The 21,536-nt window shown below is 59.2% G+C and carries 23 protein-coding genes; 16 read left to right on the top strand and 7 right to left on the bottom strand.

Features of this window, described 5'->3' with window-relative positions; translation table 11 throughout:
* Positions 1 to 15 precede the first annotated feature (15 nt).
* Together ABD937_RS08280 and ABD937_RS08285 are read right to left on the bottom strand one after the other, a co-directional pair.
* A complete protein-coding gene (locus ABD937_RS08280; RefSeq protein WP_345254994.1) occupies positions 16 to 330 on the bottom strand; it encodes a hypothetical protein in 315 nt (104 codons plus the stop codon).
* Positions 331 to 341: 11 nt separating this feature from the next.
* Positions 342 to 980 carry a carboxypeptidase-like regulatory domain-containing protein gene (locus ABD937_RS08285; RefSeq protein ID WP_345254996.1) on the bottom strand — a complete coding sequence of 213 codons (639 nt, stop codon included), beginning with the start codon at positions 978 to 980 and terminating at the stop codon, positions 342 to 344.
* 91 nt (positions 981 to 1,071) lie between these two features.
* Between ABD937_RS08285 and ABD937_RS08290 the strand changes: the two genes are divergently transcribed.
* Positions 1,072 to 2,166 (top strand): Mrp/NBP35 family ATP-binding protein, encoded by a 1,095-nt coding sequence (locus tag ABD937_RS08290; RefSeq protein WP_345254997.1) that lies wholly within the window; start codon positions 1,072 to 1,074, stop codon positions 2,164 to 2,166.
* 101 nt (positions 2,167 to 2,267) lie between these two features.
* On the opposite strand, the gene ABD937_RS08295 is transcribed toward ABD937_RS08290, so the two are convergent.
* Positions 2,268 to 2,789, bottom strand: a complete 522-nt coding sequence (locus ABD937_RS08295) for a hypothetical protein (RefSeq protein WP_345254999.1) — start codon at positions 2,787 to 2,789, stop codon at positions 2,268 to 2,270.
* A gap of 23 nt (positions 2,790 to 2,812) precedes the next feature.
* Here ABD937_RS08295 and ABD937_RS08300 point away from each other — a divergent pair, with 23 nt between their 5' ends.
* Complete coding sequence (locus tag ABD937_RS08300; protein WP_345255000.1) at positions 2,813 to 3,451, top strand: FMN-binding negative transcriptional regulator; 639 nt, start codon at positions 2,813 to 2,815, stop codon at positions 3,449 to 3,451.
* The gene (locus ABD937_RS08305; protein WP_345255002.1) at positions 3,448 to 3,921 is read left to right on the top strand and encodes a GNAT family N-acetyltransferase; all 474 of its coding nucleotides are present in this window, start codon (positions 3,448 to 3,450) and stop codon (positions 3,919 to 3,921) included. Before ABD937_RS08300 ends, ABD937_RS08305 begins: the two co-directional genes overlap by 4 nt.
* Here the strand turns inward: ABD937_RS08305 and ABD937_RS08310 are convergent.
* The 4 genes from ABD937_RS08310 to ABD937_RS08325 form a co-directional block, all read right to left on the bottom strand.
* Positions 3,918 to 4,310, bottom strand: a complete 393-nt coding sequence (locus tag ABD937_RS08310) for a hypothetical protein (RefSeq protein WP_345255003.1) — start codon at positions 4,308 to 4,310, stop codon at positions 3,918 to 3,920. The genes ABD937_RS08305 and ABD937_RS08310 overlap by 4 nt on opposite strands.
* 65 nt (positions 4,311 to 4,375) lie before the next feature.
* On the bottom strand, positions 4,376 to 4,768 hold the full coding sequence (locus tag ABD937_RS08315) for a hypothetical protein (RefSeq protein WP_345255005.1): 393 nt from the start codon (positions 4,766 to 4,768) through the stop codon (positions 4,376 to 4,378).
* Between the two features lies 1 nt (position 4,769).
* On the bottom strand, positions 4,770 to 5,765 hold the full coding sequence (locus tag ABD937_RS08320) for an amidohydrolase family protein (protein ID WP_345255006.1): 996 nt from the start codon (positions 5,763 to 5,765) through the stop codon (positions 4,770 to 4,772).
* Between the two features lie 78 nt (positions 5,766 to 5,843).
* On the bottom strand, positions 5,844 to 6,374 hold the full coding sequence (locus ABD937_RS08325; protein WP_345255007.1) for a 3-hydroxyanthranilate 3,4-dioxygenase: 531 nt from the start codon (positions 6,372 to 6,374) through the stop codon (positions 5,844 to 5,846).
* A 194-nt stretch (positions 6,375 to 6,568) separates the two neighbouring features.
* Between ABD937_RS08325 and ABD937_RS08330 the strand changes: the two genes are divergently transcribed.
* The 13 genes from ABD937_RS08330 to lolA1 all read left to right on the top strand — a co-directional run bounded on the left by ABD937_RS08330 (position 6,569) and on the right by lolA1 (position 21,391).
* A complete protein-coding gene (locus ABD937_RS08330; protein WP_345255008.1) occupies positions 6,569 to 7,354 on the top strand; it encodes an SDR family oxidoreductase in 786 nt (261 codons plus the stop codon).
* 106 nt (positions 7,355 to 7,460) lie between these two features.
* Positions 7,461 to 8,921, top strand: a complete 1,461-nt coding sequence (locus ABD937_RS08335; protein WP_345255009.1) for an aldehyde dehydrogenase — start codon at positions 7,461 to 7,463, stop codon at positions 8,919 to 8,921.
* A gap of 101 nt (positions 8,922 to 9,022) precedes the next feature.
* Complete coding sequence (locus ABD937_RS08340; protein WP_345255011.1) at positions 9,023 to 9,439, top strand: RidA family protein; 417 nt, start codon at positions 9,023 to 9,025, stop codon at positions 9,437 to 9,439.
* Between the two features lie 128 nt (positions 9,440 to 9,567).
* The gene (kynU, locus tag ABD937_RS08345; protein ID WP_345255013.1) at positions 9,568 to 10,845 is read left to right on the top strand and encodes a kynureninase; all 1,278 of its coding nucleotides are present in this window, start codon (positions 9,568 to 9,570) and stop codon (positions 10,843 to 10,845) included.
* A 92-nt stretch (positions 10,846 to 10,937) separates the two neighbouring features.
* Positions 10,938 to 11,390 (top strand): GxxExxY protein, encoded by a 453-nt coding sequence (locus tag ABD937_RS08350; RefSeq protein WP_345255015.1) that lies wholly within the window; start codon positions 10,938 to 10,940, stop codon positions 11,388 to 11,390.
* 47 nt (positions 11,391 to 11,437) lie between these two features.
* Positions 11,438 to 12,787: an FAD-dependent oxidoreductase gene (locus ABD937_RS08355; RefSeq protein WP_345255017.1), complete on the top strand. Its 1,350-nt coding sequence runs from the start codon at positions 11,438 to 11,440 to the stop codon at positions 12,785 to 12,787.
* A gap of 130 nt (positions 12,788 to 12,917) precedes the next feature.
* Positions 12,918 to 13,778, top strand: a complete 861-nt coding sequence (pyrF, locus tag ABD937_RS08360) for an orotidine-5'-phosphate decarboxylase (protein WP_345255018.1) — start codon at positions 12,918 to 12,920, stop codon at positions 13,776 to 13,778.
* A gap of 173 nt (positions 13,779 to 13,951) precedes the next feature.
* Positions 13,952 to 14,512 carry a thioredoxin family protein gene (locus ABD937_RS08365; protein WP_345255020.1) on the top strand — a complete coding sequence of 187 codons (561 nt, stop codon included), beginning with the start codon at positions 13,952 to 13,954 and terminating at the stop codon, positions 14,510 to 14,512.
* Between the two features lie 108 nt (positions 14,513 to 14,620).
* Positions 14,621 to 15,799 carry an acyl-CoA dehydrogenase family protein gene (locus ABD937_RS08370; protein WP_345255022.1) on the top strand — a complete coding sequence of 393 codons (1,179 nt, stop codon included), beginning with the start codon at positions 14,621 to 14,623 and terminating at the stop codon, positions 15,797 to 15,799.
* 194 nt (positions 15,800 to 15,993) lie between these two features.
* Positions 15,994 to 16,560 carry a shikimate kinase gene (locus ABD937_RS08375; protein WP_345255024.1) on the top strand — a complete coding sequence of 189 codons (567 nt, stop codon included), beginning with the start codon at positions 15,994 to 15,996 and terminating at the stop codon, positions 16,558 to 16,560.
* 411 nt (positions 16,561 to 16,971) lie between these two features.
* Entirely contained in the window at positions 16,972 to 17,358 is a 387-nt protein-coding gene (locus ABD937_RS08380; protein ID WP_345255026.1) for a DUF423 domain-containing protein, read from the top strand.
* A 58-nt stretch (positions 17,359 to 17,416) separates the two neighbouring features.
* Positions 17,417 to 20,326 carry a DNA translocase FtsK 4TM domain-containing protein gene (locus tag ABD937_RS08385; protein WP_345255027.1) on the top strand — a complete coding sequence of 970 codons (2,910 nt, stop codon included), beginning with the start codon at positions 17,417 to 17,419 and terminating at the stop codon, positions 20,324 to 20,326.
* 393 nt (positions 20,327 to 20,719) lie between these two features.
* Positions 20,720 to 21,391, top strand: coding sequence for an outer membrane lipoprotein periplasmic chaperone LolA1 (lolA1, locus tag ABD937_RS08390; RefSeq protein WP_345255029.1), 672 nt, complete (start codon positions 20,720 to 20,722; stop codon positions 21,389 to 21,391).
* Positions 21,392 to 21,536: the final 145 nt, after the last annotated feature.

A 21,536-nucleotide genomic window follows, 5' to 3' on the forward strand; every position in this document is an offset into this window, starting at 1 on the left:
TCGGATGTATCCGGCCTATTGATGACCACCGTGCCGCTGGATCAGCATCAGGAAGATCGCAATGGAGAAAAACGAGATGGCGAGCGTGAGGGCAGCGAGGCGCCGGTCGGTGCCGCGCTTGCGGATAACGAACCAGCCCGACACGAGGGGCATGCACAACAGCAACACCAGTGCCGGCAGGAAGAAGAGCTCGTAGAGCGCGCCTGCCACCTTATAGCGATAGGGATCCCCGATCAGGTACATACAGGTATAGAAAATGAAAACGGCGATCGAAATGATCAGTCCGGCTTTGACCGCCGGCACCGTGCGGGCAGGAGTAGTGGGGTTCATGTGCGCCGGTGTTAATCGGATTTGCGCTTGAAGTCGCCGCGTTTCCAGGCCTTGATGAACTCGGCCCAGGCGGCAGGGTTGAAGATGTTCTGCGGCGGCAGCTGGCCGGCATAAACGGCGCGGTTGGCCACGTTGCGGAACTGCTGGCTGGTGGCCTCGGAGCCGTCGAGCGGCATGTTCTGCATCAGCACGCGGCGCTTGGCCACGCTCACGTTCTGGCGCGCCACCTCGATATCGTCGTCGGGAACCTTCGTCTTCACGAAGTCGCGCTCAAACTGGGCGGGAGTGGGGCGGGGGCGGATGATGGTGGCAGGCAGGTATACCGTGTCCTCGACCATAAGCTGCACCACGCTGTGCTGGTTGCCCACGAGGCTGCGCGGGATGTCGACCACTTTCGTCTTATAGGAGACGTGGGTGAACTCCACCACGTCGCCTTTCAGCACCACGATGGAGAAGACGCCCTGGCTGTTGGAGATGGTGCCGCGGTTCTGGCCCTTGATGGTGATGCTGACGGCGGGAATTCCCACGAGCGAATCGGCGGTCATCACCACCCCGTACAGCTGCACCACCGAGTCTTTCGTCGTCTCGAACTGGGCGCGGGCGGATTGGGCGAAAAAGAGTACGAACAGAAGGGGTAGCCATTTCTTCATCCCTTCAAAAATAGTCCAGTTGATCCGTACCGCAGCCGGTGGGCGCTCCGCTTTGCCTTAACTTTGCGACTTCATTAACAAAGCACCAGCCATGACCACCGAAGAGATATTGAAAGCCCTGAGCAACGTGCAGGAGCCCGACCTGGGCAAAGACCTTGTGACCCTGAACATGATCCGCGACGTCGTGATCAGCGGCAACGACGTATCCTTCACCATCGTGCTGACCACGCCCGCCTGCCCCATGAAAGACATGATGCAGAAGGCCTCCGTCAACGCCATCAAGCTCCTCGTCAATAAAGAAGCCAACGTAACCGTCAACTTTACCTCCAGCACCAGCACCGTGCGGGCCGATAAGAGCACCGTGCTCCCCGGCGTGCGCAACATCATTGCCGTGGTGAGCGGCAAGGGCGGCGTAGGCAAAAGCACCGTATCGGCCAACCTGGCCCTTGCCCTCGCGCAGGGCGGCGCCTCCGTGGGCCTCCTCGACGCCGACATCTACGGCCCGAGCGTGCCCATCATGTTCGGCGTGCGCGGCGAGCGCCCGATGATGACCCAGGTGGGCGAGAAGGCGATGATCGTGCCCCTCGAGCGCTTCGGCATCAAGCTGCTGTCGATCGGGTTGCTGGTAGATGAAAAGAACGCCGTGGTGTGGCGCGGCCCGATGGCCTCGAGCGCCATCCGCCAGTTCATCACCGACGTGGCCTGGGGTGAGCTCGACTACCTCGTGATCGACATGCCGCCCGGCACCGGCGACATCCACATGACCGTGATGCAGACCGCTCCGGTAACCGGCGTGGTGGTGGTGACGACCCCGCAGGACGTGGCCCTTGCCGACGCCAAGAAGGGCATCGCCATGTTCGGGCAGGCGCAGATGAACGTGCCCATCATCGGCCTCGTGGAGAATATGAGCTACTTCACCCCGGCGGAACTGCCGGAAAACAAATACTACATCTTCGGTAAAGAAGGCGGAAGGCGCCTCGCCGACGAGTACGACCTGCCCTTCCTGGGCCAGATCCCGCTGGTGCAAAGCATCCGGGAGGGCGGCGACCTCGGTATGCCCATCATGATGAGCGACGAGGAGATCACGAAGTCGGCCTTCAGTGAATTTGCCGGCCTCGTGGCCCGCGCCGTGTCGATGCGCAACGCGCACATGAACACGGAGCAGATCGCGGAAGTGGTGGAGTAAGATCGGGTGTCGGGAGAGAAGGAACACGGCCCCGAAGCTTCGGGGGAACGGAGGCTACGGATAAGCGCGGATTCGATCCGTTATTATCCGTTCGATCTGTGTCATCTGTGTTCTTTGTCTTTTATTACCCGCTCCCCCAGCTTCTTTTGAGCGAAGCGCAGGCTCCAGCGCAGGATGGCGATGCTCAACCCGGCAAAGAGCAGCCCGCTGAGGGCTCCCGCCACGAAGCCTACCGTGCAGAGCAGCAGCACCTGCGTGTCTTCAAAGAAATACATCGATACCAGCCACATCAACAAGGCGCCGGTGAGGCCTCCGAACACCGTCAGCCCGGTACGTAAGAAGGAGCGGAAGCCCGCGGCCACCGAGCGCTGCTGCCAGCCCGTAATGAGGGAGGCCGAAAGCGCACCCGCGGCGCTGAGCCCGAGGATCAGGGCCGCCACCAGCAGGGTCAGCAACACGAATAGCACCAGCGCCCCTACGATGGCGCAGAGCCCGAACAGGAGCAGGAACAGGTTGAATTCGTCGTCGGGCTCCGGCGGTGTTCCATCCTGGCAAAACGCCGTTCCATACGCCAGCAAGAAGGCAGTCAGGGAAAGAAAAGCTAGTTTTAGGGCCGTTCTCATCACTGCAAATTAAGCGATCCGTCATGTACAACCTTCCTTACTACAAAGAGCAGGACCCGGCGCGGGTGCTGCAGTTCATCCACGAGCATCCCTTTGCCATGCTGATCGGCGCCACGCCGGAAGGACGGCCCGTTGCCACGCAGATCCCCGTGTTCATCGAGGAACGCGACGGGAAGCTGTACCTGAGCGGCCACATGATGCGCAAGAACGATCACCACCTCGCCTTCGAGGCCAACCCACAGGTGCTGTGTGTCTTCACGGGCGCGCATACGTACGTTAGCGCCTCCTGGTACAGCAATCCCTCCCAAGGCTCTACCTGGAACTACCGCTCGGTGCACGTGCGCGGCACGATGCGCTTCGTCGACGGACCGGGCCTCGTCGACATCCTGCAGAAGACCTCGCTCTTCTTTGAGGGCGGCAATGCCAGCTCCGCCACGGTGTACGAGAACCTTCCGGAGGCATATACCGGCCGGCTGCTCGCGGCCATCGTGGGCTTCGAGGTGGAAGTGGAAGACATCCAGCACGTATTCAAGATGAGCCAGGACCGCGACGAGGCGAGCTACCACAACATCATCGGAAAGCTGAAGGAGCAGGATGCGAACGCACAGGAAGTGGCCCGCATCATGGAGCAGAACGCCGACCGGTTATTCGGCGCCAAATGAGCGCGATCACCCTGCGGCCGGCTGCAGCGGCAGACGCCCCGGAGCTTGAAGCGCTTTTCCGCGATACCATCCTCACCGTGAATCGCGCCGACTATAACGCTGCGCAGGTGCAGGCCTGGGCGGGCAGGGCGGCGCGCCCGGACGTCTTTCAACAACGTATCGAGGAACAACATTTTCTTGTGGGCGAGCGACATGGCGCGATCGCGGGATTTGCTTCCGTTACGCTCGACGGCACCCATATCGATCTGCTCTATGTGCACCGGAACCACCAGCGCTGTGGCGTGGCTGCGGCCCTCATCGCGGCGCTCTTGGTTTATGCCCGCAGCCAAGGTGCGGCCACCGTCACTTCCGATGTGAGCATTACCGCGCGCCCCTTTTTCGAAAAGCAGGGATTCCGCGTCTTACAGGAGCAGACTGTCGCGGTATCCGGCGTGACCCTCACGAATTACAAAATGATCCGGCGGTGCTAATTCGTTCGGCCACTCAGGTAGCCGTTTCCCGATGCGAACGGATCGTTGGATACCAGTAGCAGGGTGTCGCGGGTCAGTTGTTGCACGTTCATCACCATCCGCAGCGGCTTTTTGCCAATGTCCCAGTTAAGCGTCACGGTGCGTGCAGCACCGTCCCATTTCCAGCTGCCGCGATAGTGCTCCCTGGGACCGCGGAAGTCCTCGAAAAAACCTTCTTTTCCAAAGTAGATCCAGGGCCGCTCGTGCAGCGGCTTGCGGGTGGTGGAGCGCTTCCTGCCGTCCTCTATGGAAAAGCTGTGGTACCATTTCTGATCGAGGAGCAGGGGTAGCGAATCCTGCTTCGGAGCGGGGGCGAGATGAAGCAGGCACAGGGCAGTAAAGACGATCACGACGAAAAGGAGGAGTAGGTGAATAGTTGAAGGAGCTTTTCCGGCCGTTCCGAACCACGGGTGATTCAAGATGCTTTCGCACGCCCGTTGTTCATCCCGATGATCTTTTTATCAGGCAATTCGAGCTCGAGCCGGTTGGCACCCAGGTGCCGCACCTTGTAAATGCCGCGCTCCGCTTTCTTGCCCTGCCCGGAGTTGATGGTAAACGCACGGGTGGAAGCGTTCCAGCTCCAGCGGCCCCGCTTTACTTTTTTAGGTCCGCGGAAGTCGACGAAGAAAAAGGTCTTTCCGAAATAGATCCAGTGGTTGCCGTGGATGCCCGCCTTCGGGGCAGGCACCTGCTTGCCGTTTATGATCTCGTATTCCGGATACCATTTCTGGTCGGTGAGCGAGTCGGTGGCATCCTGCGCCGAAGCCAGCAGGGGCAGGCAGAGTAGCAGGGAAAGAAGTTGCTTCATATCAGCTCATGTTAAGGTTCAGCCAATCGAGGGCGTTGCGGTGTAAAAAGCCATCGCGCACGGCCGGGTGTAGTTGCAACTCCTCCACCAGCGCGCCGGGGCGATGCTCACCCAGCGGGAAGGGGTAGTCGGAGCCGACACAGATCTTTTCGTCGGTCATCGTGTCGCGCAGGTATTGAAAGGTGCGTGCATCGTGCACCAGGGAGTCGACCCAGAACCGGCCCAGGTAATCGCGTGGGTTCACGGTATTGTCGACCTGCACCAGGTCGGGGCGAACGGCGTAGCCGTGCTCGATACGGCCCAGCGTGTAGGGGAAGGAGCCGCCGCCGTGCGCGAAGGCGATGCGCAGCTTCGGGAAGCGCTCGAGCACCCCACCGAAGATCAGCGAGCAGATCGCGCGCGTGGTTTCGGCCGGCATCCCCACGAGCCAGGGCAGCCAGTATTTCTGAATGTCTTTTTCGCCCAGCATTTCCCAGGGATGGATAAAGAGGGCGCAACCCAGCTTCTCGGCCGCTTCGAAAAAGGGGAGGAACTCGGGGTCGCCGAGGTTCTTTTGGTTGACGTTGGTACCGATCTCGAGGCCGGGCATATTCAGCTCCGTCATACAGCGCTCCATTTCCCGAACGGCAAGGTCCACGTCCTGAAGCGGCGCGGTGCCGATGCCGATAAAGCGGTCGGGGTGCTTCGCCACGGTTTCGGCGATATGGTCGTTGAAAAAGCGGGAGGTCTCATAGCCGTCCTGTGACTTCGCCCAGTAATTGAACAGCACCGGGATCGTGGACAGTACTTGTACGGTTACGCCCGTGGCGTCCATCTCGGGCAGCCGCGCGTCGGGTTTGAAGCAATTGTCCTCCACTTCCCGGAACAGCTTGTCGCCCTTCATCATGCAGGCTTTGCAGTTGCGGTGCTCGAGGTGGATGAACTCACCGTACCCGAACTTCCGTACCCAGTTGGGCATGTGCTCGGGCATGATGTGGGTGTGAATATCGATTTTCATCTCAGATCTCGGATGTGATGATCTCAGATCTCGCCGACGACGCAGTAGATCTGCGATCTGCGATCCGAGATCTTTAGATTATTTTCTGACCGGCGGCTCCATCTTCTGTCCGCACTTCTTGCAGGTACGGAGGTCTTCGCTGGAGTAGAAGCGCTCCATGATGGGCGGGAGTTGCTTTACGATGTCTTTCACGAAGGCATATTCCTCGTAGAGCTTGTTGCCGCAGTTTTCGCAGAACCACATGAAGGCGTCCTCCTCGTTGGCTTCCTCGTCGCGGATCTTCTCGATCACGAGGCCTACGGTGCCGGCACCGCGCTGGGGGGAGTGCGGCGTGTTGGGGGGAAGCAAGAACATATCACCTTCATTGATCGGAATGTTCTTGGGTACGCCGTCGTCGATGATCTTGAGTACAATGTTGCCCTCCACCTGGTAATAGAGCTCCTCGCTTTTGTTGAAGTGGTAGTCTTTGCGGGCATTGGGACCGCCCACCACCATCACGATGAAGTTCTCGGCGTTCTTGTAGATACACTGGTTGCCCACCGGCGGCTTCAGCAGCTCGCGGTTCTCATCGATCCAGCGCTTGAGGTTGAAGGGAGCGATCACGGCCATTGTTGATGGTTTAGTTGCCGCTAAAGCTAAGGCAAAAGTCAAAAATCAAAAGTCAAAATTGAACCTGGTTCGCAAGGGTCGCATACAGCACCGTAACCGAGCTGAAATGAAGGTTGGATGCCGCCTGTAGGGAAAGAAGCGACCGCAGGGCCTTTTGAATGTTGACTTTTGAATTTTGACCTAAGTTTGGCCCCATGAATCTCTCGCTTGAAGGAAAGACCGCGCTGGTGTGTGGCGGCAGCCAGGGCATCGGCTACGCCATTGCGCAGGAACTGGCGCTGATGGGTGCGGAATGCATCCTGCTGGCACGGAATGAGGCGTCGCTGCAGCAAGCCGTCACCGGCCTCGATAACACCCTGCAGCAGGTGCACCGGTATCATGTGATCGACTTCAACGACGCGGCCGCCACGCAGGCGACTATCGCGTCCATCGTAGCCGACCGGCCGGTGCACATTCTCGTCAACAATTCGGGCGGCCCGGCCGCGGGGCCCATTGTGGACGCCACCGAAGACCAGTTCCTGCAGGCCTTCCAGCAGCACCTGCTCACCAACCACCGCCTTTCTACCGCGGTGATCGGACGGATGAAAGAAGAAGGCTACGGCCGCATCATCAACATCATTTCCACCTCGGTGAAAGTGCCGCTCAGGAACCTCGGCGTCAGTAATACGATCCGCGGCGCGGTGGCTTCCTGGGCCAAAACGATGGCCAACGAGCTCGGCGCCTTCGGCATCACGGTCAACAATGTGCTGCCCGGCGCCACGCGCACCGGCCGCCTCGAAGCGATCGTGAACAACACAGCGCAGAAGAAAGGGCGCGCAAAGGAAGAAATAGAGGAAGAGATGATGGCCGAGATTCCCGCCCGCCGCTTCGGCGAACCCGCCGAGATCGCCGCCGTAGCCGCTTTCCTCGCCACACCTGCCGCCGCCTACGTCAACGGCACCAGTATCCCGGTGGATGGTGGGAGAACCGGCTCCATTTGATCCCAGATGTGGGATCTTGGATCTCAGATCCAGTCCCCTAAGCAAGGTGGACTTCAAACCGATCACAGATCCGAGATCAACGATCTGAGATCCTAAACTTTGTTCAATGATCGATTTCGCAGTACCGTCGCATTTAGAGAACTACATAGGTGGTTACCTCATCGGGCCGCTGAGCGGGAAGTTTATCGACAACGTGAACCCCGCCACGGGAGAAGTCTATTGCCAGATCCCGGACTCGGGGGAAAAGGACGTGGAGCTGGCCGTGGGCGCGGCGAAGAAGGCCTTTCCGAAATGGTCGGCCACGCCGGCCGAGGAACGGTTCCTGGTCCTCAACCGCATCGCTACCCTCATCGATGAGCACCGCGACGCACTGGCCGAGGCGGAGAGCACCGACAACGGCAAGCCGCTCTGGCTCTCGAAGCGTGTCGATATTCCCAGGGCGTCGGCCAACTTCCGCTTCTTCGCCACGGGCATCATGCACTTTTCGGCCGACAGCCACACGATGGAGCAAACGGCCATCAACTACACGCTGCGGCAACCGATCGGCGTGGTGGGCTGCATCTCGCCCTGGAACCTGCCGCTCTACCTTTTTACCTGGAAGATCGCACCGGCGCTGGCAGCGGGCAACTGCGTGGTGGCGAAGCCCTCCGAGGTAACACCGCTCACCGCATTTCTACTGGCGCGCATCTGCAAGGAAGCCGGCCTTCCGGAAGGCGTGCTCAACATCGTGCACGGCACCGGCCCGGGCGTGGGCGAGCACATCGTAAAGCATCCCGCCATCAAAGCCATCTCCTTTACCGGCTCCACCCGCGCGGGCGAGCGCATCGCCTCCATCGCGGCGCCGATGTTCAAGAAGCTGTCGCTGGAGCTCGGGGGCAAGAACCCCAACATCATCTTCGCCGACTGCGACTTCGGCAAGATGCTCAAGACCACGGTGCAGTCGTCGTTCGCCAACCAGGGACAGATCTGCCTCTGCGGCTCCCGCATCCTGGTCGAGGAGTCGATCTATGAAAAGTTTAAGACCGCTTTCCTGGAGGAAGTGAAGAAGCTAAAGGTCGGCGATCCGATGGAGGCCGATTCGAAGCAGGGCGCAGTGGTGAGCAAGGTGCATTTCGACAAGGTGATGGGCTGTATCGAAACGGCAAAAGAGGAGGGAGGCTCCACCCTGGCCGGCGGCAAAGCCGTGAAACCCGAGGGCCGCTGCGCCGGCGGCTACTTCATCGAGCCGACCGTGATCGAAGGCCTCGGCCCGCACTGCCGCACCAACCTCGAGGAGATCTTCGGGCCCGTGGTGACGCTGCAAAAATTCTCGACGGAGGAAGAGGCGCTTGCCCTCGCGAATGCCGGCCATTATGGGCTTTCCGCCACCATCTGGACGAGCGACGTCTCGCGCGCCAACCGGGTAGCGATGCAGGTAGAGGCCGGCATCATCTGGGTCAACTGCTGGCTCCTCCGCGATCTGCGCACCCCTTTCGGCGGCATCAAGAACTCGGGCGTCGGCCGCGAAGGCGGCTGGGAAGCGCTGCGCTTCTTTACCGAGGCGAAGAACGTGTGCGTGCAGCTGTAAGAACAATTGAACAGGGAACAGGGAACAAGGAATATCGAATATTGAATATCGAAGTGTTGTACTAACCTTCAGAACCCACAAAACCTTAAGAGCCTTTTCTCATGAGCGACATCATTAAAACGGAAACCGCGGCCAAGCCTTTAGGCGCTTATCCCCACGCCCGCAAGGTGGGCAACCTGCTCTTTCTCTCGGGCATCGGTCCGCGGAGCGCGGCCGACAACTCGATCCCCGGGCTCGTGCAGGATGCGGAGGGCAATATCGTTTCCTACGACATCGAAGCGGAGTGCCGTTCCGTGTTCGCCAATGTGAAGGCAGTGCTCGAGGCCGCCGGCTCCTCCTGGGACCGCATGGTGGACGTGACGGTATTCCTCACCAACATGAAAAAAGACTTTCCCGTCTACAACCGCATCTACGGCGAGTATTTCGCGGGCATCGAGGCCTGCCGCACCACGGTGGAGGTCAAGAGCCTTCCGACGCCCATCGCCATCGAATTGAAAGTGATCGCTACGGTCGATTAATACAGGAACACGGACGAGACAGATTTTACGGATAAGTACCGATATCCGTGTTCCTCCGTCCCGTCCGTCCTCTCCGTGTTCCTTCTCTCCCCGCCGCGATTTGCTTTACTTTTGGTCATTACCAGCAGATGAATTACCAGAATACCCTCGAATTTGCCCGGCAGCAGGATGCGACCGACCCGTTGAAGGAGTTTCGCAGTCGTTTCCACATCCCGCAGCACAACGGCCGCGACACGGTTTATTTCACCGGCAATTCGCTCGGCCTTCAGCCGAAGGCCACCCGCGACTATATCGGGCAGGAGCTCGACGACTGGGCGCGCCTGGGCGTTGAGGGACACTTTCACGCACAGAACCCCTGGCTGCATTACCACGAGCTGTTCCCGTCGCTGCTCGCACCGATCGTGGGTGCGCTGCCCGAGGAAGTAGTGGCGATGAACCAGCTCACGGTGAACCTGCACCTGCTGATGGCCACCTTCTACCGGCCCGCGAAAGAGCGCTATAAGATCCTCTGCGAGGCCAAGGCTTTTCCTTCCGACCAGTACGCCTTCGAGAGCCAGGCCCGTCTGCATGGCTATGAACCGGCTGACGCGGTGATCGAGCTCGCGCCCCGCGAAGGAGAATACCACCTGCGCACGGAAGACATCCTGGCGGCGATCGATCAGTATGGGCACGAGCTGGCCCTCGTCATTTTTGGCGGTGTCAACTATTACAGCGGGCAGGTGTTCAACATGCAGGCGATCGCCGATGCGGCCCATAATGTGGGTGCCTTCTGCGGCTTCGACCTCGCGCATGCGGCCGGCAACATTGCCCTGCGCCTGCACGACTGGGACGTGGACTTTGCCTGCTGGTGCTCGTATAAATACCTGAACTCGGGCCCCGGCTCCGTGGCGGGCGCCTTCATCCACCAGAAGCACTGCACCAACCCGGCGCTGCCGCGGATGGCGGGCTGGTGGGGTTATGAAAAGGAGACGCGCTTCCAGATGAAGCCGCTCTTTAAGGCGATCCCGACGGCGGAAGGCTGGCAGCTTTCCAACGCGCCGGTGCTGTCGATGGCGGCCCACCGCGCCTCCCTGGACCTCTTTGCCGAAGCCGGCATGGAGGCGCTCCTGGCGAAGAGCAGTGCGCTTACGGGCTTCCTGTTCCATGTGCTCGACGACATCAACGCGGCGCAGGAAGTGAAGATGATCGAGGTCATCACCCCGCGTGCCGAAGAGGCGCATGGTTGCCAGGTGTCGATGCTGATGCTGCAAAAGGGCCGGGACGTTTTCAAGGCACTCAGCGACCGCGGCGTCGTCGCCGACTGGCGCGAGCCCAACGTGATCCGCGTAGCGCCCGTGCCGCTTTACAACAGCTTCGAGGATGTGTGGACCTTTGGGAAAATCATCAGCGAGATACTGGGAAAATAACGGCTTTTAAGGAGGAAAAAACAGAGAAAGCACGCGGATTTCCTATGATTTGTACGATAAGCGCGGATGTACTTTTATCGAAAGCATCGGATATGGCGATCTACGAGAATTACAAGCACCGCGAGCTGACTTCAAAGATCATCAAGGCCTTTTACATTGTGTATAACCAGCTTGGGTACGGTTTCCTGGAGAAAGTGTACGAAAATGCCATGGCGATTGTGTTGCGGAGAATGGGGCTGCACTGCGAACAGCAAACTCCTGTGTTCGTTTATTTCGAAGGAGAGGAGGTAGGATTTTTTCGTGCCGATTTGCTTGTAGAGAACACGGTGATTGCCGAATTGAAGGCTTCCGAGGCATTGTGCAGAGGTGATGAAGCCCAATTAGTAAATTACCTTCGCGCTACTGAAATTGAGGTTGGTCTTTTGTTAGGTTTCTGTGAGGAACCGGTGTTCCGCCGGCGTGTGTTTGAGAATTCAAGGAAGAAACTACCAGATCGTACCGGCCAATCCGGTAAACGGCCCGATGCAGGGAAGCATCCTGAATAGAATCATTTATCATCGTATTAATCATATAAATCCGCGTTCCTTCTCTCATGTTCCACAAGCAAATCATCATCACCGGCGCCGGCCTCGTAGGTTCCCTGCTCGCGATCTACCTGCGCCGCAAGGGCTATAGCGTTTCTATCTATGAGCGCCGCGGCGACATGCGGAAGGAAGCCGTGGAAGCCGGCCGCTCCATTAACCTGGCGCTCAGCGACCGTGGCATCAAGGCCCTGCGGGAAGTAGGCATCGCAGACGCCGTGCTGGAGATCGCCATCCCGATGCATGGCCGTCACCTGCACCAACCCGACGGGACGCATGCTTTTCAGCCTTATGGTAAGGAAGGACAATACATCAACTCCGTATCGCGCCGCGAGCTCAATTGCACCCTGATGGACCTGGCCGAGCGCGAGGGCGTCGTCCTGAATTTCGGACATGCCTGCACCGGCGTGGACTGGAAGACCAATACGATCTCATTTGCTGCCCAGGGTAGCGCCGAAACCCGGCAATTCGACCTGCTCTTCGGCGCCGACGGCGCTTATTCCGCGACGCGGCTCGCGCACATGCTCCAGCATCAGAAGTTTGAATACCAGCAGCACTATATCGACTGCGGCTACAAGGAACTATCGATCCCGGCAGGCCCCGGCGGCTCTTTCCTGCTCGAAAAGAACGCACTGCACATCTGGCCGCGCGGCAACTACATGCTCATCGCGCTGCCGAACCTCGACGGCACCTTCACCGGCACGCTGTTCTTTCCCTTCGAAGGCGAGACCTCGTTCGAGAAGCTGACCACGAAGGAAGCGGTGACGGATTTCTTCGCCCGCACCTTCCCCGACGTGGTGCCCCTGGTGCCCGACCTCGAAGATCAGTTCTTCCGTAACCCTACGGCATCGCTCGTTACGGTCAAGTGCTTCCCCTGGGTTCGTGAGGATAAGTTCTCCCTCATCGGCGACGCGGCCCATGCCATCGTGCCCTTCTTCGGGCAGGGCATGAATGCCGGCTTCGAGGATTGCAGCGTCCTGGCCGGCCTGGTGGAGCAACACGGCGAAGACTGGGGTACGATCCTGCAGCAGTTCCAGGAGCTCCGCAAGCCCGACGCCGATGCCATCGCCGACCTTGCCGTCAACAACTTTACCGAGATGCGCTCCCGCACTGCCGACCCGAAGTTCCTGCTTCAGAAAAAGATCGAGGCCTGGCTGCACGAGCAGCACCCCGACCAGTGGATCCCGGCCTACTCGCAGGTCACCTTCAGCCCGCAGATCCGCTACAGCGAGGCCCTGCGCAACATGCTGCGCCAGGAAGCCATCATGCAGGAAGTGATGCAGGAGCCGGGGATTGAAAGCAACTGGCAAAAGGAGGAGGTCGCCGCACGGATCATTTCGATGAAATCGCAAGCCACCTGAGCGGCGGCAAGTCAAAAGTCAAAATTCAAAAGCAAAAGGTGCGGTCAGGTTGCGCTCGTTGCAGGCAGCTTACACGGTAGCCCTTTTTGACTTTTGACTTTTTACTTCGCTCGCAGGCTACCTTTGGCTCATGACACGCGCACAACTCGTTGAGCAGATCTTTCAGAAAGGCACCTATCTCTGTGTGGGCCTCGATACCGACCCGGAGAAGATCCCGGATCATCTAAGGAGTCATCCCGACGCCGTATTTGAGTTCAACAAGCGCATCATCGACGCTACGCTGGAGCACTGCGTGGCGTACAAGATCAACACGGCTTTTTACGAGGCACAGGGCCTGAAGGGCTGGGAAGCCCTCGAGCGTACCGTGCGCTATATCCCCGACACGCATTTCACCATTGCCGACGCCAAGCGCGGCGACATCGGCAACACCTCCACGCAATACGCAAAGGCCTTCTTCGAGGCACTGCCCTTCAACTCGGTGACCGTGGCGCCCTATATGGGGGCCGACTCGGTCAAGCCGTTCCTCGGGTACGAAGGCAAATGGACGATCCTGCTCGGCCTTACCTCGAATCCGGGCGCGCGCGATTTCGAGCTGCTCGACTGCAGCCGCAGCACCGATATCCTCGTAGACGGTGTGCATACGGCGCCGAAGGAAACGGGAAAGCTCTTCGAGTTCGTGTTCCGCGCCGCGCAGCATTGGGGCTCCGAGGGCAACCTCATGTTCGTAGTGGGGGCAACGCAGGCCGATGCATTCCGGCAGATCCGCGCGCTTGCGCCGAATCACTTTTTCCTGGTGCCCGGCGTGGGCGCCCAGGGCGGCTCGTTGCGCGATATCTCCGAGCAGGCACTCAATGCCGAATGCGGGCTGCTGGTGAATGCGAGCCGCGCCATCATCTACGCGTCGGAAGGGGAGGACTTTGCCGAAGAAGCGGCTGCCATCGCAGGGCAATATGCATTCGAGATGAAGAGCTACCTGGAGGCATTAAAGTAGAAGAGGCGAATTTTTACCGCTAAGAAAAGAAGGAGCTAAGGTATTCGCTAAGAAACATTACCAATCCACTGTTGAGCGCTTCAATGGCCGCGCCTGCCTGTGTGCTCTGTTAAAATGTGAGCGTGCGTACCGCTCCTTCTTTACCCTGCCGTACATTTCAGGAAACAAAGCCTATGCGCTGTCTTTCCTTCCTGCTGCTTGTCTCGTTCTTGCTGGTCGGAGACCCAACCCGCGCACAGCATGCGGCGCTACCGGTAGCCGCAACCACCGCAGCGCCGCCGACGGCCGACGAAGTGTTGAAGGAGGCACGGCGTGTGGCCGCGAAAGAAGGCAAGAACGTGCTGATTCTTTTTCATGCTTCCTGGTGCGGCTGGTGCCACAAGATGCAACGGGCAATGGAGGAGCCGGCGATGAAGCCGCTTTTCGAACAGCACTTTGTGATCCGCTGGCTCACCGTATACGAATCGCCCAATAAGAAAGCGCTCGAGAACCCGGGTGCCGAAGACTTGCTCAAAAAGCACAAGGGGGCGGACCTGGGCATCCCTTATTTCCTCGTGTTCGATGCTAAAGGTGCCCTGCTGGGCGACTCGCAGCGGGCCCCCGGTGAGAACGTAGGCTGCCCGGCCCAGGACAACGAAGTCGCCCACTTCATCGGACTGCTGCGGCGTACCACCAGGCTGACGCCCGCGGAGCTGGCTGCCATCGAAGACCGTTTCAAAAAGAATAAAAGTTAGGCACCCTGTGGAAGGCGGCAAGTGCCGTTCACCGTGTCGCTTGCACACGACCAATCCTCGCCCAATTCGCTTTCCAGCGGTTCTGCGCGTTTCCTTACTTTTGCCCGCATGGCTACCGATCAATTCACGTCCCCCGACTATTTTCTTGTTGACGAACTGCTCTCCGACGAGCATAAGCTGATCCGCGAAACGGTGCGGAATTACGTTAAGAAGGAGATCTCCCCGATCATTGAAGACTACGCGCAGCGCGCCGAGTTTCCCGAGCAGATCGTGAAGCAGCTGGGCGAGCTCGGTTGCTTCGGTCCGACGGTGCCGGCAGAGTATGGCGGCGGTGGCCTCGACTACATCTCCTACGGCCTCATGATGCAGGAGCTCGAGCGGGGCGACTCCGGGGTTCGCTCCACGGCCTCGGTGCAGGGCTCGCTCGTGATGTACCCGATCTATGCCTATGGCTCCGAGGAGCAGAAGCGCAAGTACCTGCCGAAGCTCGGCTCGGGCGAGTGGCTCGGCTGCTTCGGTCTTACCGAGCCCGACCACGGCTCCAACCCCGCGGGCATGATCACCAACATCAAGGACGCCGGCGACCATGTGATCCTCAACGGCGCCAAGATGTGGATCTCCAACGCACCCTACGCCCAGGTAGCGGTGGTTTGGGCGAAAGACGAGGCCGGCGACATCCGCGGCCTCATCGTGGAGCGCGGCATGGAAGGGTTCCAGACACCGACCACGCATGGCAAGTGGAGCCTCCGCGCTTCGGCCACCGGCGAGCTCGTATTCGACAACGTAAAGGTTCCGAAGGAAAATATCTTCCCCAACGTCAAGGGCCTCAAGGGCCCGCTCGGCTGCCTATCGAAGGCCCGCTACGGCATTGCGTGGGGCGCGCTCGGCGCGGCGATGGATTGCTACGACACCGCCCTCCGTTATTCAAAGGAGCGCACCCAGTTCGACCGGCCCATCGGCGGCTTCCAGCTGCAGCAGAAAAAGCTTGCCGAGATGATCACCGAGATCACGAAAGGACAACTCCTTGTGTGGCGCCTCGGCACCCTCATGAACGAGGGCCGCGCTACGCCGCAGCAGGTGTCGATGGCGAAGCGCAACTCCTGCGAGATCGCCGCCAACATTGCCCGCGACGCCCGCCAGATGCTCGGCGGCATGGGCATCACCGGCGAATACTCCATCATGCGCCACATGATGAACCTCGAGAGCGTGATCACCTACGAAGGCACCCACGACGTACACCTGCTCATCACGGGCATGGACGTGACGGGGCTCAATGCCTTCAAATAAACAGAGCTGAATACCTGAATAATTGAGTACATGAGTACTTGAATAACCGACGTTAGGGCAGAACTCGTCCCTTACCCTCAAGTACTCGATTATTCATGTATTCGAATGTTCAAGTATTCCACCTCTCATCCCCTCATTCCTCTTTCCCTCCAACCTGAGGCATCCGTGCTTTGGGATCTACCGTATATTTAAGCGTGGAACAACTGAATGACATATCGAGTCCCGCTGCCCCAACCCCCGAGCCGGTACCGACCCGCATTTTTTTATTGGGGTTCATGGGCTGCGGAAAGACCCACTGGGGCCGCAAGCTCGCGCCCGCGCTCGACCTGCCCTTCATCGACCTCGACCAGAAGATCGAGGAGCACGCCGGCAAGCCGATCAACGCCATCTTCCACGAGGAAGGAGAGGAGCACTTCCGCCAGATCGAAAAGGAGATCCTGCACCTGCTCACCGAAAGCCACGAGCATTTCGTGATGGCCACCGGCGGCGGCACCCCCTGCTTCTACAAGAACATCGATTACATGAAGGAAAAGGGGCTTACCGTCTGGATCAATTGCTCCCTCGACTGCCTGTACCAGCGCCTGCTCAACGACAAGGAGCATCGCCCCCTCGTACGCGACCTCGGTGAGGACCAGCTCCGCGCCTACATCCACCGCAAACACGGCGACCGCAAGATCTACTACCGCCAGGCCCACATCCTCCTCGAGCAGGATGACCTTCAACTCGAAACCCTCATGGAACGGATCCAGCAGGGGGAGTAGCACGCAGATCCCGAAGCTTCGGGACGCGGAAACCGCTGAAAACTTTTTCCTTCGGCGGGCAACTTCACTTAATATCTCGAATGGAAGCGGGTGGGAGTGCTGTTGAGCGTAGTTTTACTACAAATTGGGGGGCTAAACGCATGTTGCGCTTTTTCGATAAAACGCGGACCAGTAGTGGGATCAGCACATTTGGTCATCTGAGCTCCCATTCGCCGGCTCGCCTGACGTTCACTTTCTGCGATTTATCCAAAACTCCGGCACATGATGCCTTCCACCACTTTTGACGGAAACGTCCGTCCTTAGGCCTTACAGACTAAAGGGAAGCACAAACTGTAAAAGACTTTCGCATCAAAGCCAAGACCTTCCGCGTTTTCCGCGCATTCTGCGTGCCACCCCCCGTACTTTTGCGGCATGAACAAAACCTTCCTGGCACTGGGTAGCGTGTTTGCCGGCCTCGGCGTGGTGCTCGGCGCCTTTGGCGCACACGGTTTGAAGAAGTACGTTGGCCCCGAGACCATCACTACTTACCAGACCGGGGTACAGTACCAGATGTACCACGCTTTTGCGCTGATCATCGTGGGTATCCTGTTCGACCGCTTCCACAACGGCCTCCTGGGCTGGGCCGGCTGGTGCTTCCTGGTGGGCATCCTCCTGTTCTCGGGCTCTTTGTATGCGCTTTCTGCGCTCAAGGCAAAAGAGGTGGTAGGCGTTTCCGGCATCGGCATCATCACCCCCTTCGGCGGACTTTTCTTCATCGCCGGCTGGATCCTCCTCGTGCTGGCGCTGCTGCGCCGATAATTTTTATATATTAGCCGAAATCGCCACCTGTCTGCAACCGGCGGTTTATCTTTGTCCTATGGCGAACCGGCTGAAAACCCCACCACCACCACCACCGCCTGCAGCGGATGAAATTGAAGTGCCTGCAGAAATCCCCGAGATCGCGGAAGCGGCGCCCCCGAAGCCGAAAGCTCCCCGCAAGCCCCGTGCAAAATCCGAGGTCAAAGAAGGCCGGGAGCCCAAGGAGGGGTCCGGTAAATTCAAAAAGGACCGCGAGGAATCCATCGACCTTAAAAAGCTTGCCCGCGACGAGCGCACCTGGAAGATCATCGGCACCGTGTCGCTGCTGATGGCCATTTTCCTGTTCATCGCCTTCGTTTCGTATTTCTTCACCTGGAAAGAAGACCAGGATAAGGTGCTCAACAACGCCGGCGCGTTTCTCATCGACGACGAGATCCGCGTGGCCAACCTGCTCGGGCGCCTCGGCGCGTTCACGGCCCACTTCTTCATTTACCGCGGCTTTGGCGTAGCCTCCGTGCTGTTCTGCACCTTCTTCCTCGTGGTGGGCGTTAACCTGCTGTTCGAGCGCAAGGTGTTCTCGATCTGGCGCAACCTCAAATACATCACCTTCGGCCTGGTCATTGCCTCCGTGACGCTCGCCTTCCTGCTGCCCTCGCATGCGAACGGCTATGAGTTTCCCTTTGGCGGACGCGTAGGCAATATGATTTCCGACTGGCTTGGCCGCTTTATCGGCACGGCCGGCACCGCCGCCACCCTGCTTGTAGTAGGCGTTTCGTACCTGATCTGGCAGTTCAACCCCACCTTCAAGCTCCCCGAGCGGAAGCCGAAGCCCGAGCCAGTGCCCCAGGCGCTGACCGGTTTTGAGCCGGAGCCGGGGGAGGAGGACACAGAGGACGCCCCGGCGCCCGAAATGACGCTCACCGAAAAAAGCGGCGCCAAACTGATGATCGCTCCCGGCCTGCTCGACGAGAAAGAAGCGGAAGCCGCCGTGGCCGAAGAAAAGCCCAACCAGCTCAAAGGCGAGGGGGGGATGCAGTTTGTGCCCACGGTGAACGACCAGTATTCAGGCGTGCCCTTCGAGATCATCGAGCGCACCGACGATGAGGATGCCGAAGAGGAACTTCCCGAAGAAGAGGAAGAGCTGCAGCCGGAGGAACCCGAAATCGAGCTGCAAGACGAAGACCTGCCCCAGGAGCGTGAAGTGGTGGCCGATATCCTGCACCAGCACGACCTGGAGATCACCCCCACGGAGCCGGTCCGCATTGCCGTGGTGCCGCCCGATCCGGCGCCGTCCGCTGCCGCCGTGATCATGCCCGACCTCCCAGTTGAACCGGTTGCGAAGGCCGAGCCTGCGCCGGTTATTCCGCAAAGCGCGCTCGAGCTCGAGATCAAGGAAGCCGAGCCCGAGGAAGAAATCGACCACGACGTGGTGCAGGAAGGAAAGGGTTACGCCGACCTCGCGCCCTACGACCCGATCCTGGACCTCCGCGACTACAAGCATCCGCACACCGACCTCCTCGAGGTGCACGGCTCCGAGCGCGTCGACCACGACCCCGCCGAGCTCGAGGCCAATAAGAACCAGATCATCTCCACGCTGGGCCACTACGACATCAAGATCCAGAAGATCTCCGCCACCATCGGACCTACCGTAACGCTCTACGAGATCGTGCCTGCCGCCGGCGTGCGCATCTCGCGGATCAAGAATCTCGAGGACGACATCGCCCTGTCGCTGGCCGCCCTCGGCATCCGTATCATCGCGCCCATCCCGGGCCGCGGCACCATCGGTATCGAGGTGCCCAACGTGAAAAAGTCGGTGGTAAGCATGCGCACGATGCTGGCCTCCGACGAGTTCCGCAACTCGTCGCTGCAGCTGCCCATCGCCATCGGTAAGAAGATCGACAACAAGCTGTTCGTGGCCGACCTCGCCACGATGCCCCACCTGCTGATGGCCGGCGCCACGGGCCAGGGTAAGTCGGTAGGCCTCAACGCCATCCTCGTATCGCTCCTTTACAAGAAGCACCCGTCGCAACTGAAGTTCGTGCTCGTGGACCCCAAGAAGGTGGAGCTGAGCATCTACCGGCATATCGAGCACCACTTCCTGGCCAAGCTTCCGGGCGAGGAGGAGGCCATCATCACCGATACCAAGAAGGTAATCGCCACCCTCAACGCGCTTTGCATCGAGATGGACAACCGCTACGACCTCCTGAAAGAGGCCGGGGCGCGCAACATCAAGGAGTACAACGAGAAGTTCACGAAGCGGCGCCTCAACCCGCAGAAGGGCCACCAGTACCTGCCCTTCATCGTGCTCGTGATCGACGAGTTCGCCGACCTCATCATGACCGCCGGCAAGGAAGTGGAGATGCCCATCGCCCGCCTCGCGCAGCTGGCGCGTGCCATCGGCATTCACCTCATCATCGCTACGCAGCGCCCGTCGGTGAACATCATTACCGGTACCATCAAGGCCAACTTCCCGGCGCGGATCGCGTTCAAGGTATCGTCCAAGATCGACTCGCGCACCATCCTCGACACGGGCGGCGCCGAGCAGCTCATTGGTAAGGGCGACATGCTGATCTCCTACAACGGGGAGCTCGTGCGCCTGCAGTGTGCCTTTGTGGACACGCCGGAGGTGGAACGCATCAACGACTTCATTGCCGACCAGCGCGGCTACCCGCAGGCCTTCCTGCTGCCCGAATACGTGGACGAGAAGGAGCTCGAGAAGAACGGCGACTTCGACTCCGGCGACAAGGATCCGCTGTTCGAGGACGCGGCGCGGCTTATCGTACAGAACCAGATGGGCTCTACCTCGCTCATCCAGCGCCGCATGAAGCTGGGCTACAACCGCGCCGGCCGCCTGATGGACCAGCTCGAGCGCGCCGGTATCGTAGGCCCGAACGTGGGCTCCAAGGCCCGCGAGGTGCTCTTCAAGACCGAGACCGAGCTGATGGAACACATGTCGATGCTAGGGTAGAAGGGCGAGGGTTCTGGGAGGCAGGGGAATACTTTAATAATTGAGTACATGAATACTTGAGCAACTGAGGGTGGGGTGAGGGGAGAAGTGCTGAATAAAGCTTTACATCGTATCTGAACACAACAGAAGTTGTTTTTCAAATCCGATCAATTCTCTTCCTTCATCCGATGTACCTCCCCTCGCGCATTCAATTGCTCATGTACTCGATTATTCAAGTATTCGCCCTCACCAACTTTCCCTCTGACCCTCCTCCCTTTGGTTAAATTCCGTTAATTCCTCTTAGTGCCTTGTTAAGACCACCCGGGAAGTGGCTGAACGGTACACTCCTTGCCCTTGGGCGGTCGTTAATGGGCTATATTTGCCCGCGATTCAAAACACGACATAAGCCTATATATGAAAAGATTTGCTACCCTAATTCTTGTTCTGGCGACGGCAACCGGCGCCGGTGCCCAGAAAGTTTCTTCCAGCAATCCTGTGAACTCCGACCCCGAAGCAAAAAAGATCCTCGACGCCGTGAGCGCCAAGTTCCGCACCTTCGGCTCGCCCAGCGCAGCCTTCACGTATAAGATCGAAAACGCCCAGGGCAAATCCCTCTCATCGAAGAAAGGAACCGTGGTGATGAAAGGCACGAAGTACCATGTGACCATCCCTGGTATGGAGCTCTTCTCCGACGGGAAGACCTCCTGGAGCTTCGATAAGAGCGCCAACGAAGTGACCGTAAAAGATGTGGCCGAGGTCACCGGTGAGATCACGCCCCAGCGCCTGTTTACCAACTTTTACGATAAGGACTTCCTCTACAAGCTCAACGGCGAGCGCAAGGAAGGCGGCAAAACCCTCCAGGAGATCGAGCTGACCCCCACCAACAAGACACGTCCCTACCATAAGGTCTACCTGTGGATCGACAAGAGCAGCAAGGTCTTTCACAGCGCCCGCATCCTCAACAAGGACGGCAACCGCTACAGCTACACCATCAATACGTTCAACGCAGCCGCCAAGGCCACGGATGCCGAATTCATGTTCAACGCCAAGCGCTATCCCGGCGTGGAAGTGGTGGACCTTCGGTAAGGCCCCGGCCCCTTGGCTCCAGCCCCCTGTCCCCCGAAGGGGGAACCTAGGCCGTGTTGACAATTACTTTGCATTAGTGAGCGCTGCGGCGAGATAGACGAATGCGAGGAAGCAGGTGTCGGTTTTATCATAGCGTGTTGCGACG

The sequence above is a fragment of the Flaviaestuariibacter amylovorans genome (assembly GCF_039541815.1).
Classification (GTDB): domain Bacteria; phylum Bacteroidota; class Bacteroidia; order Chitinophagales; family Chitinophagaceae; genus Flavisolibacter; species Flavisolibacter amylovorans.

Excerpts from the sequence above, each read along its gene's own strand:
- ABD937_RS08280 (WP_345254994.1), bottom strand. The coding sequence starts at position 330 with ATGAACCCCACTACTCCTGCCCGCACGGTGCCGGCGGTCAAAGCCGGA.
- ABD937_RS08285 (WP_345254996.1), bottom strand. The coding sequence starts at position 980 with ATGAAGAAATGGCTACCCCTTCTGTTCGTACTCTTTTTCGCCCAATCC.
- ABD937_RS08290 (WP_345254997.1), top strand. The coding sequence starts at position 1,072 with ATGACCACCGAAGAGATATTGAAAGCCCTGAGCAACGTGCAGGAGCCC.
- ABD937_RS08295 (WP_345254999.1), bottom strand. The coding sequence starts at position 2,789 with ATGAGAACGGCCCTAAAACTAGCTTTTCTTTCCCTGACTGCCTTCTTG.
- ABD937_RS08300 (WP_345255000.1), top strand. The coding sequence starts at position 2,813 with ATGTACAACCTTCCTTACTACAAAGAGCAGGACCCGGCGCGGGTGCTG.
- ABD937_RS08305 (WP_345255002.1), top strand. The coding sequence starts at position 3,448 with ATGAGCGCGATCACCCTGCGGCCGGCTGCAGCGGCAGACGCCCCGGAG.
- ABD937_RS08315 (WP_345255005.1), bottom strand. The coding sequence starts at position 4,768 with ATGAAGCAACTTCTTTCCCTGCTACTCTGCCTGCCCCTGCTGGCTTCG.
- ABD937_RS08320 (WP_345255006.1), bottom strand. The coding sequence starts at position 5,765 with ATGAAAATCGATATTCACACCCACATCATGCCCGAGCACATGCCCAAC.
- ABD937_RS08325 (WP_345255007.1), bottom strand. The coding sequence starts at position 6,374 with ATGGCCGTGATCGCTCCCTTCAACCTCAAGCGCTGGATCGATGAGAAC.
- ABD937_RS08330 (WP_345255008.1), top strand. The coding sequence starts at position 6,569 with ATGAATCTCTCGCTTGAAGGAAAGACCGCGCTGGTGTGTGGCGGCAGC.
- ABD937_RS08335 (WP_345255009.1), top strand. The coding sequence starts at position 7,461 with ATGATCGATTTCGCAGTACCGTCGCATTTAGAGAACTACATAGGTGGT.
- ABD937_RS08340 (WP_345255011.1), top strand. The coding sequence starts at position 9,023 with ATGAGCGACATCATTAAAACGGAAACCGCGGCCAAGCCTTTAGGCGCT.
- kynU (WP_345255013.1), top strand. The coding sequence starts at position 9,568 with ATGAATTACCAGAATACCCTCGAATTTGCCCGGCAGCAGGATGCGACC.
- ABD937_RS08350 (WP_345255015.1), top strand. The coding sequence starts at position 10,938 with ATGGCGATCTACGAGAATTACAAGCACCGCGAGCTGACTTCAAAGATC.
- ABD937_RS08355 (WP_345255017.1), top strand. The coding sequence starts at position 11,438 with ATGTTCCACAAGCAAATCATCATCACCGGCGCCGGCCTCGTAGGTTCC.
- pyrF (WP_345255018.1), top strand. The coding sequence starts at position 12,918 with ATGACACGCGCACAACTCGTTGAGCAGATCTTTCAGAAAGGCACCTAT.
- ABD937_RS08365 (WP_345255020.1), top strand. The coding sequence starts at position 13,952 with ATGCGCTGTCTTTCCTTCCTGCTGCTTGTCTCGTTCTTGCTGGTCGGA.
- ABD937_RS08370 (WP_345255022.1), top strand. The coding sequence starts at position 14,621 with ATGGCTACCGATCAATTCACGTCCCCCGACTATTTTCTTGTTGACGAA.
- ABD937_RS08380 (WP_345255026.1), top strand. The coding sequence starts at position 16,972 with ATGAACAAAACCTTCCTGGCACTGGGTAGCGTGTTTGCCGGCCTCGGC.
- ABD937_RS08385 (WP_345255027.1), top strand. The coding sequence starts at position 17,417 with ATGGCGAACCGGCTGAAAACCCCACCACCACCACCACCGCCTGCAGCG.
- lolA1 (WP_345255029.1), top strand. The coding sequence starts at position 20,720 with ATGAAAAGATTTGCTACCCTAATTCTTGTTCTGGCGACGGCAACCGGC.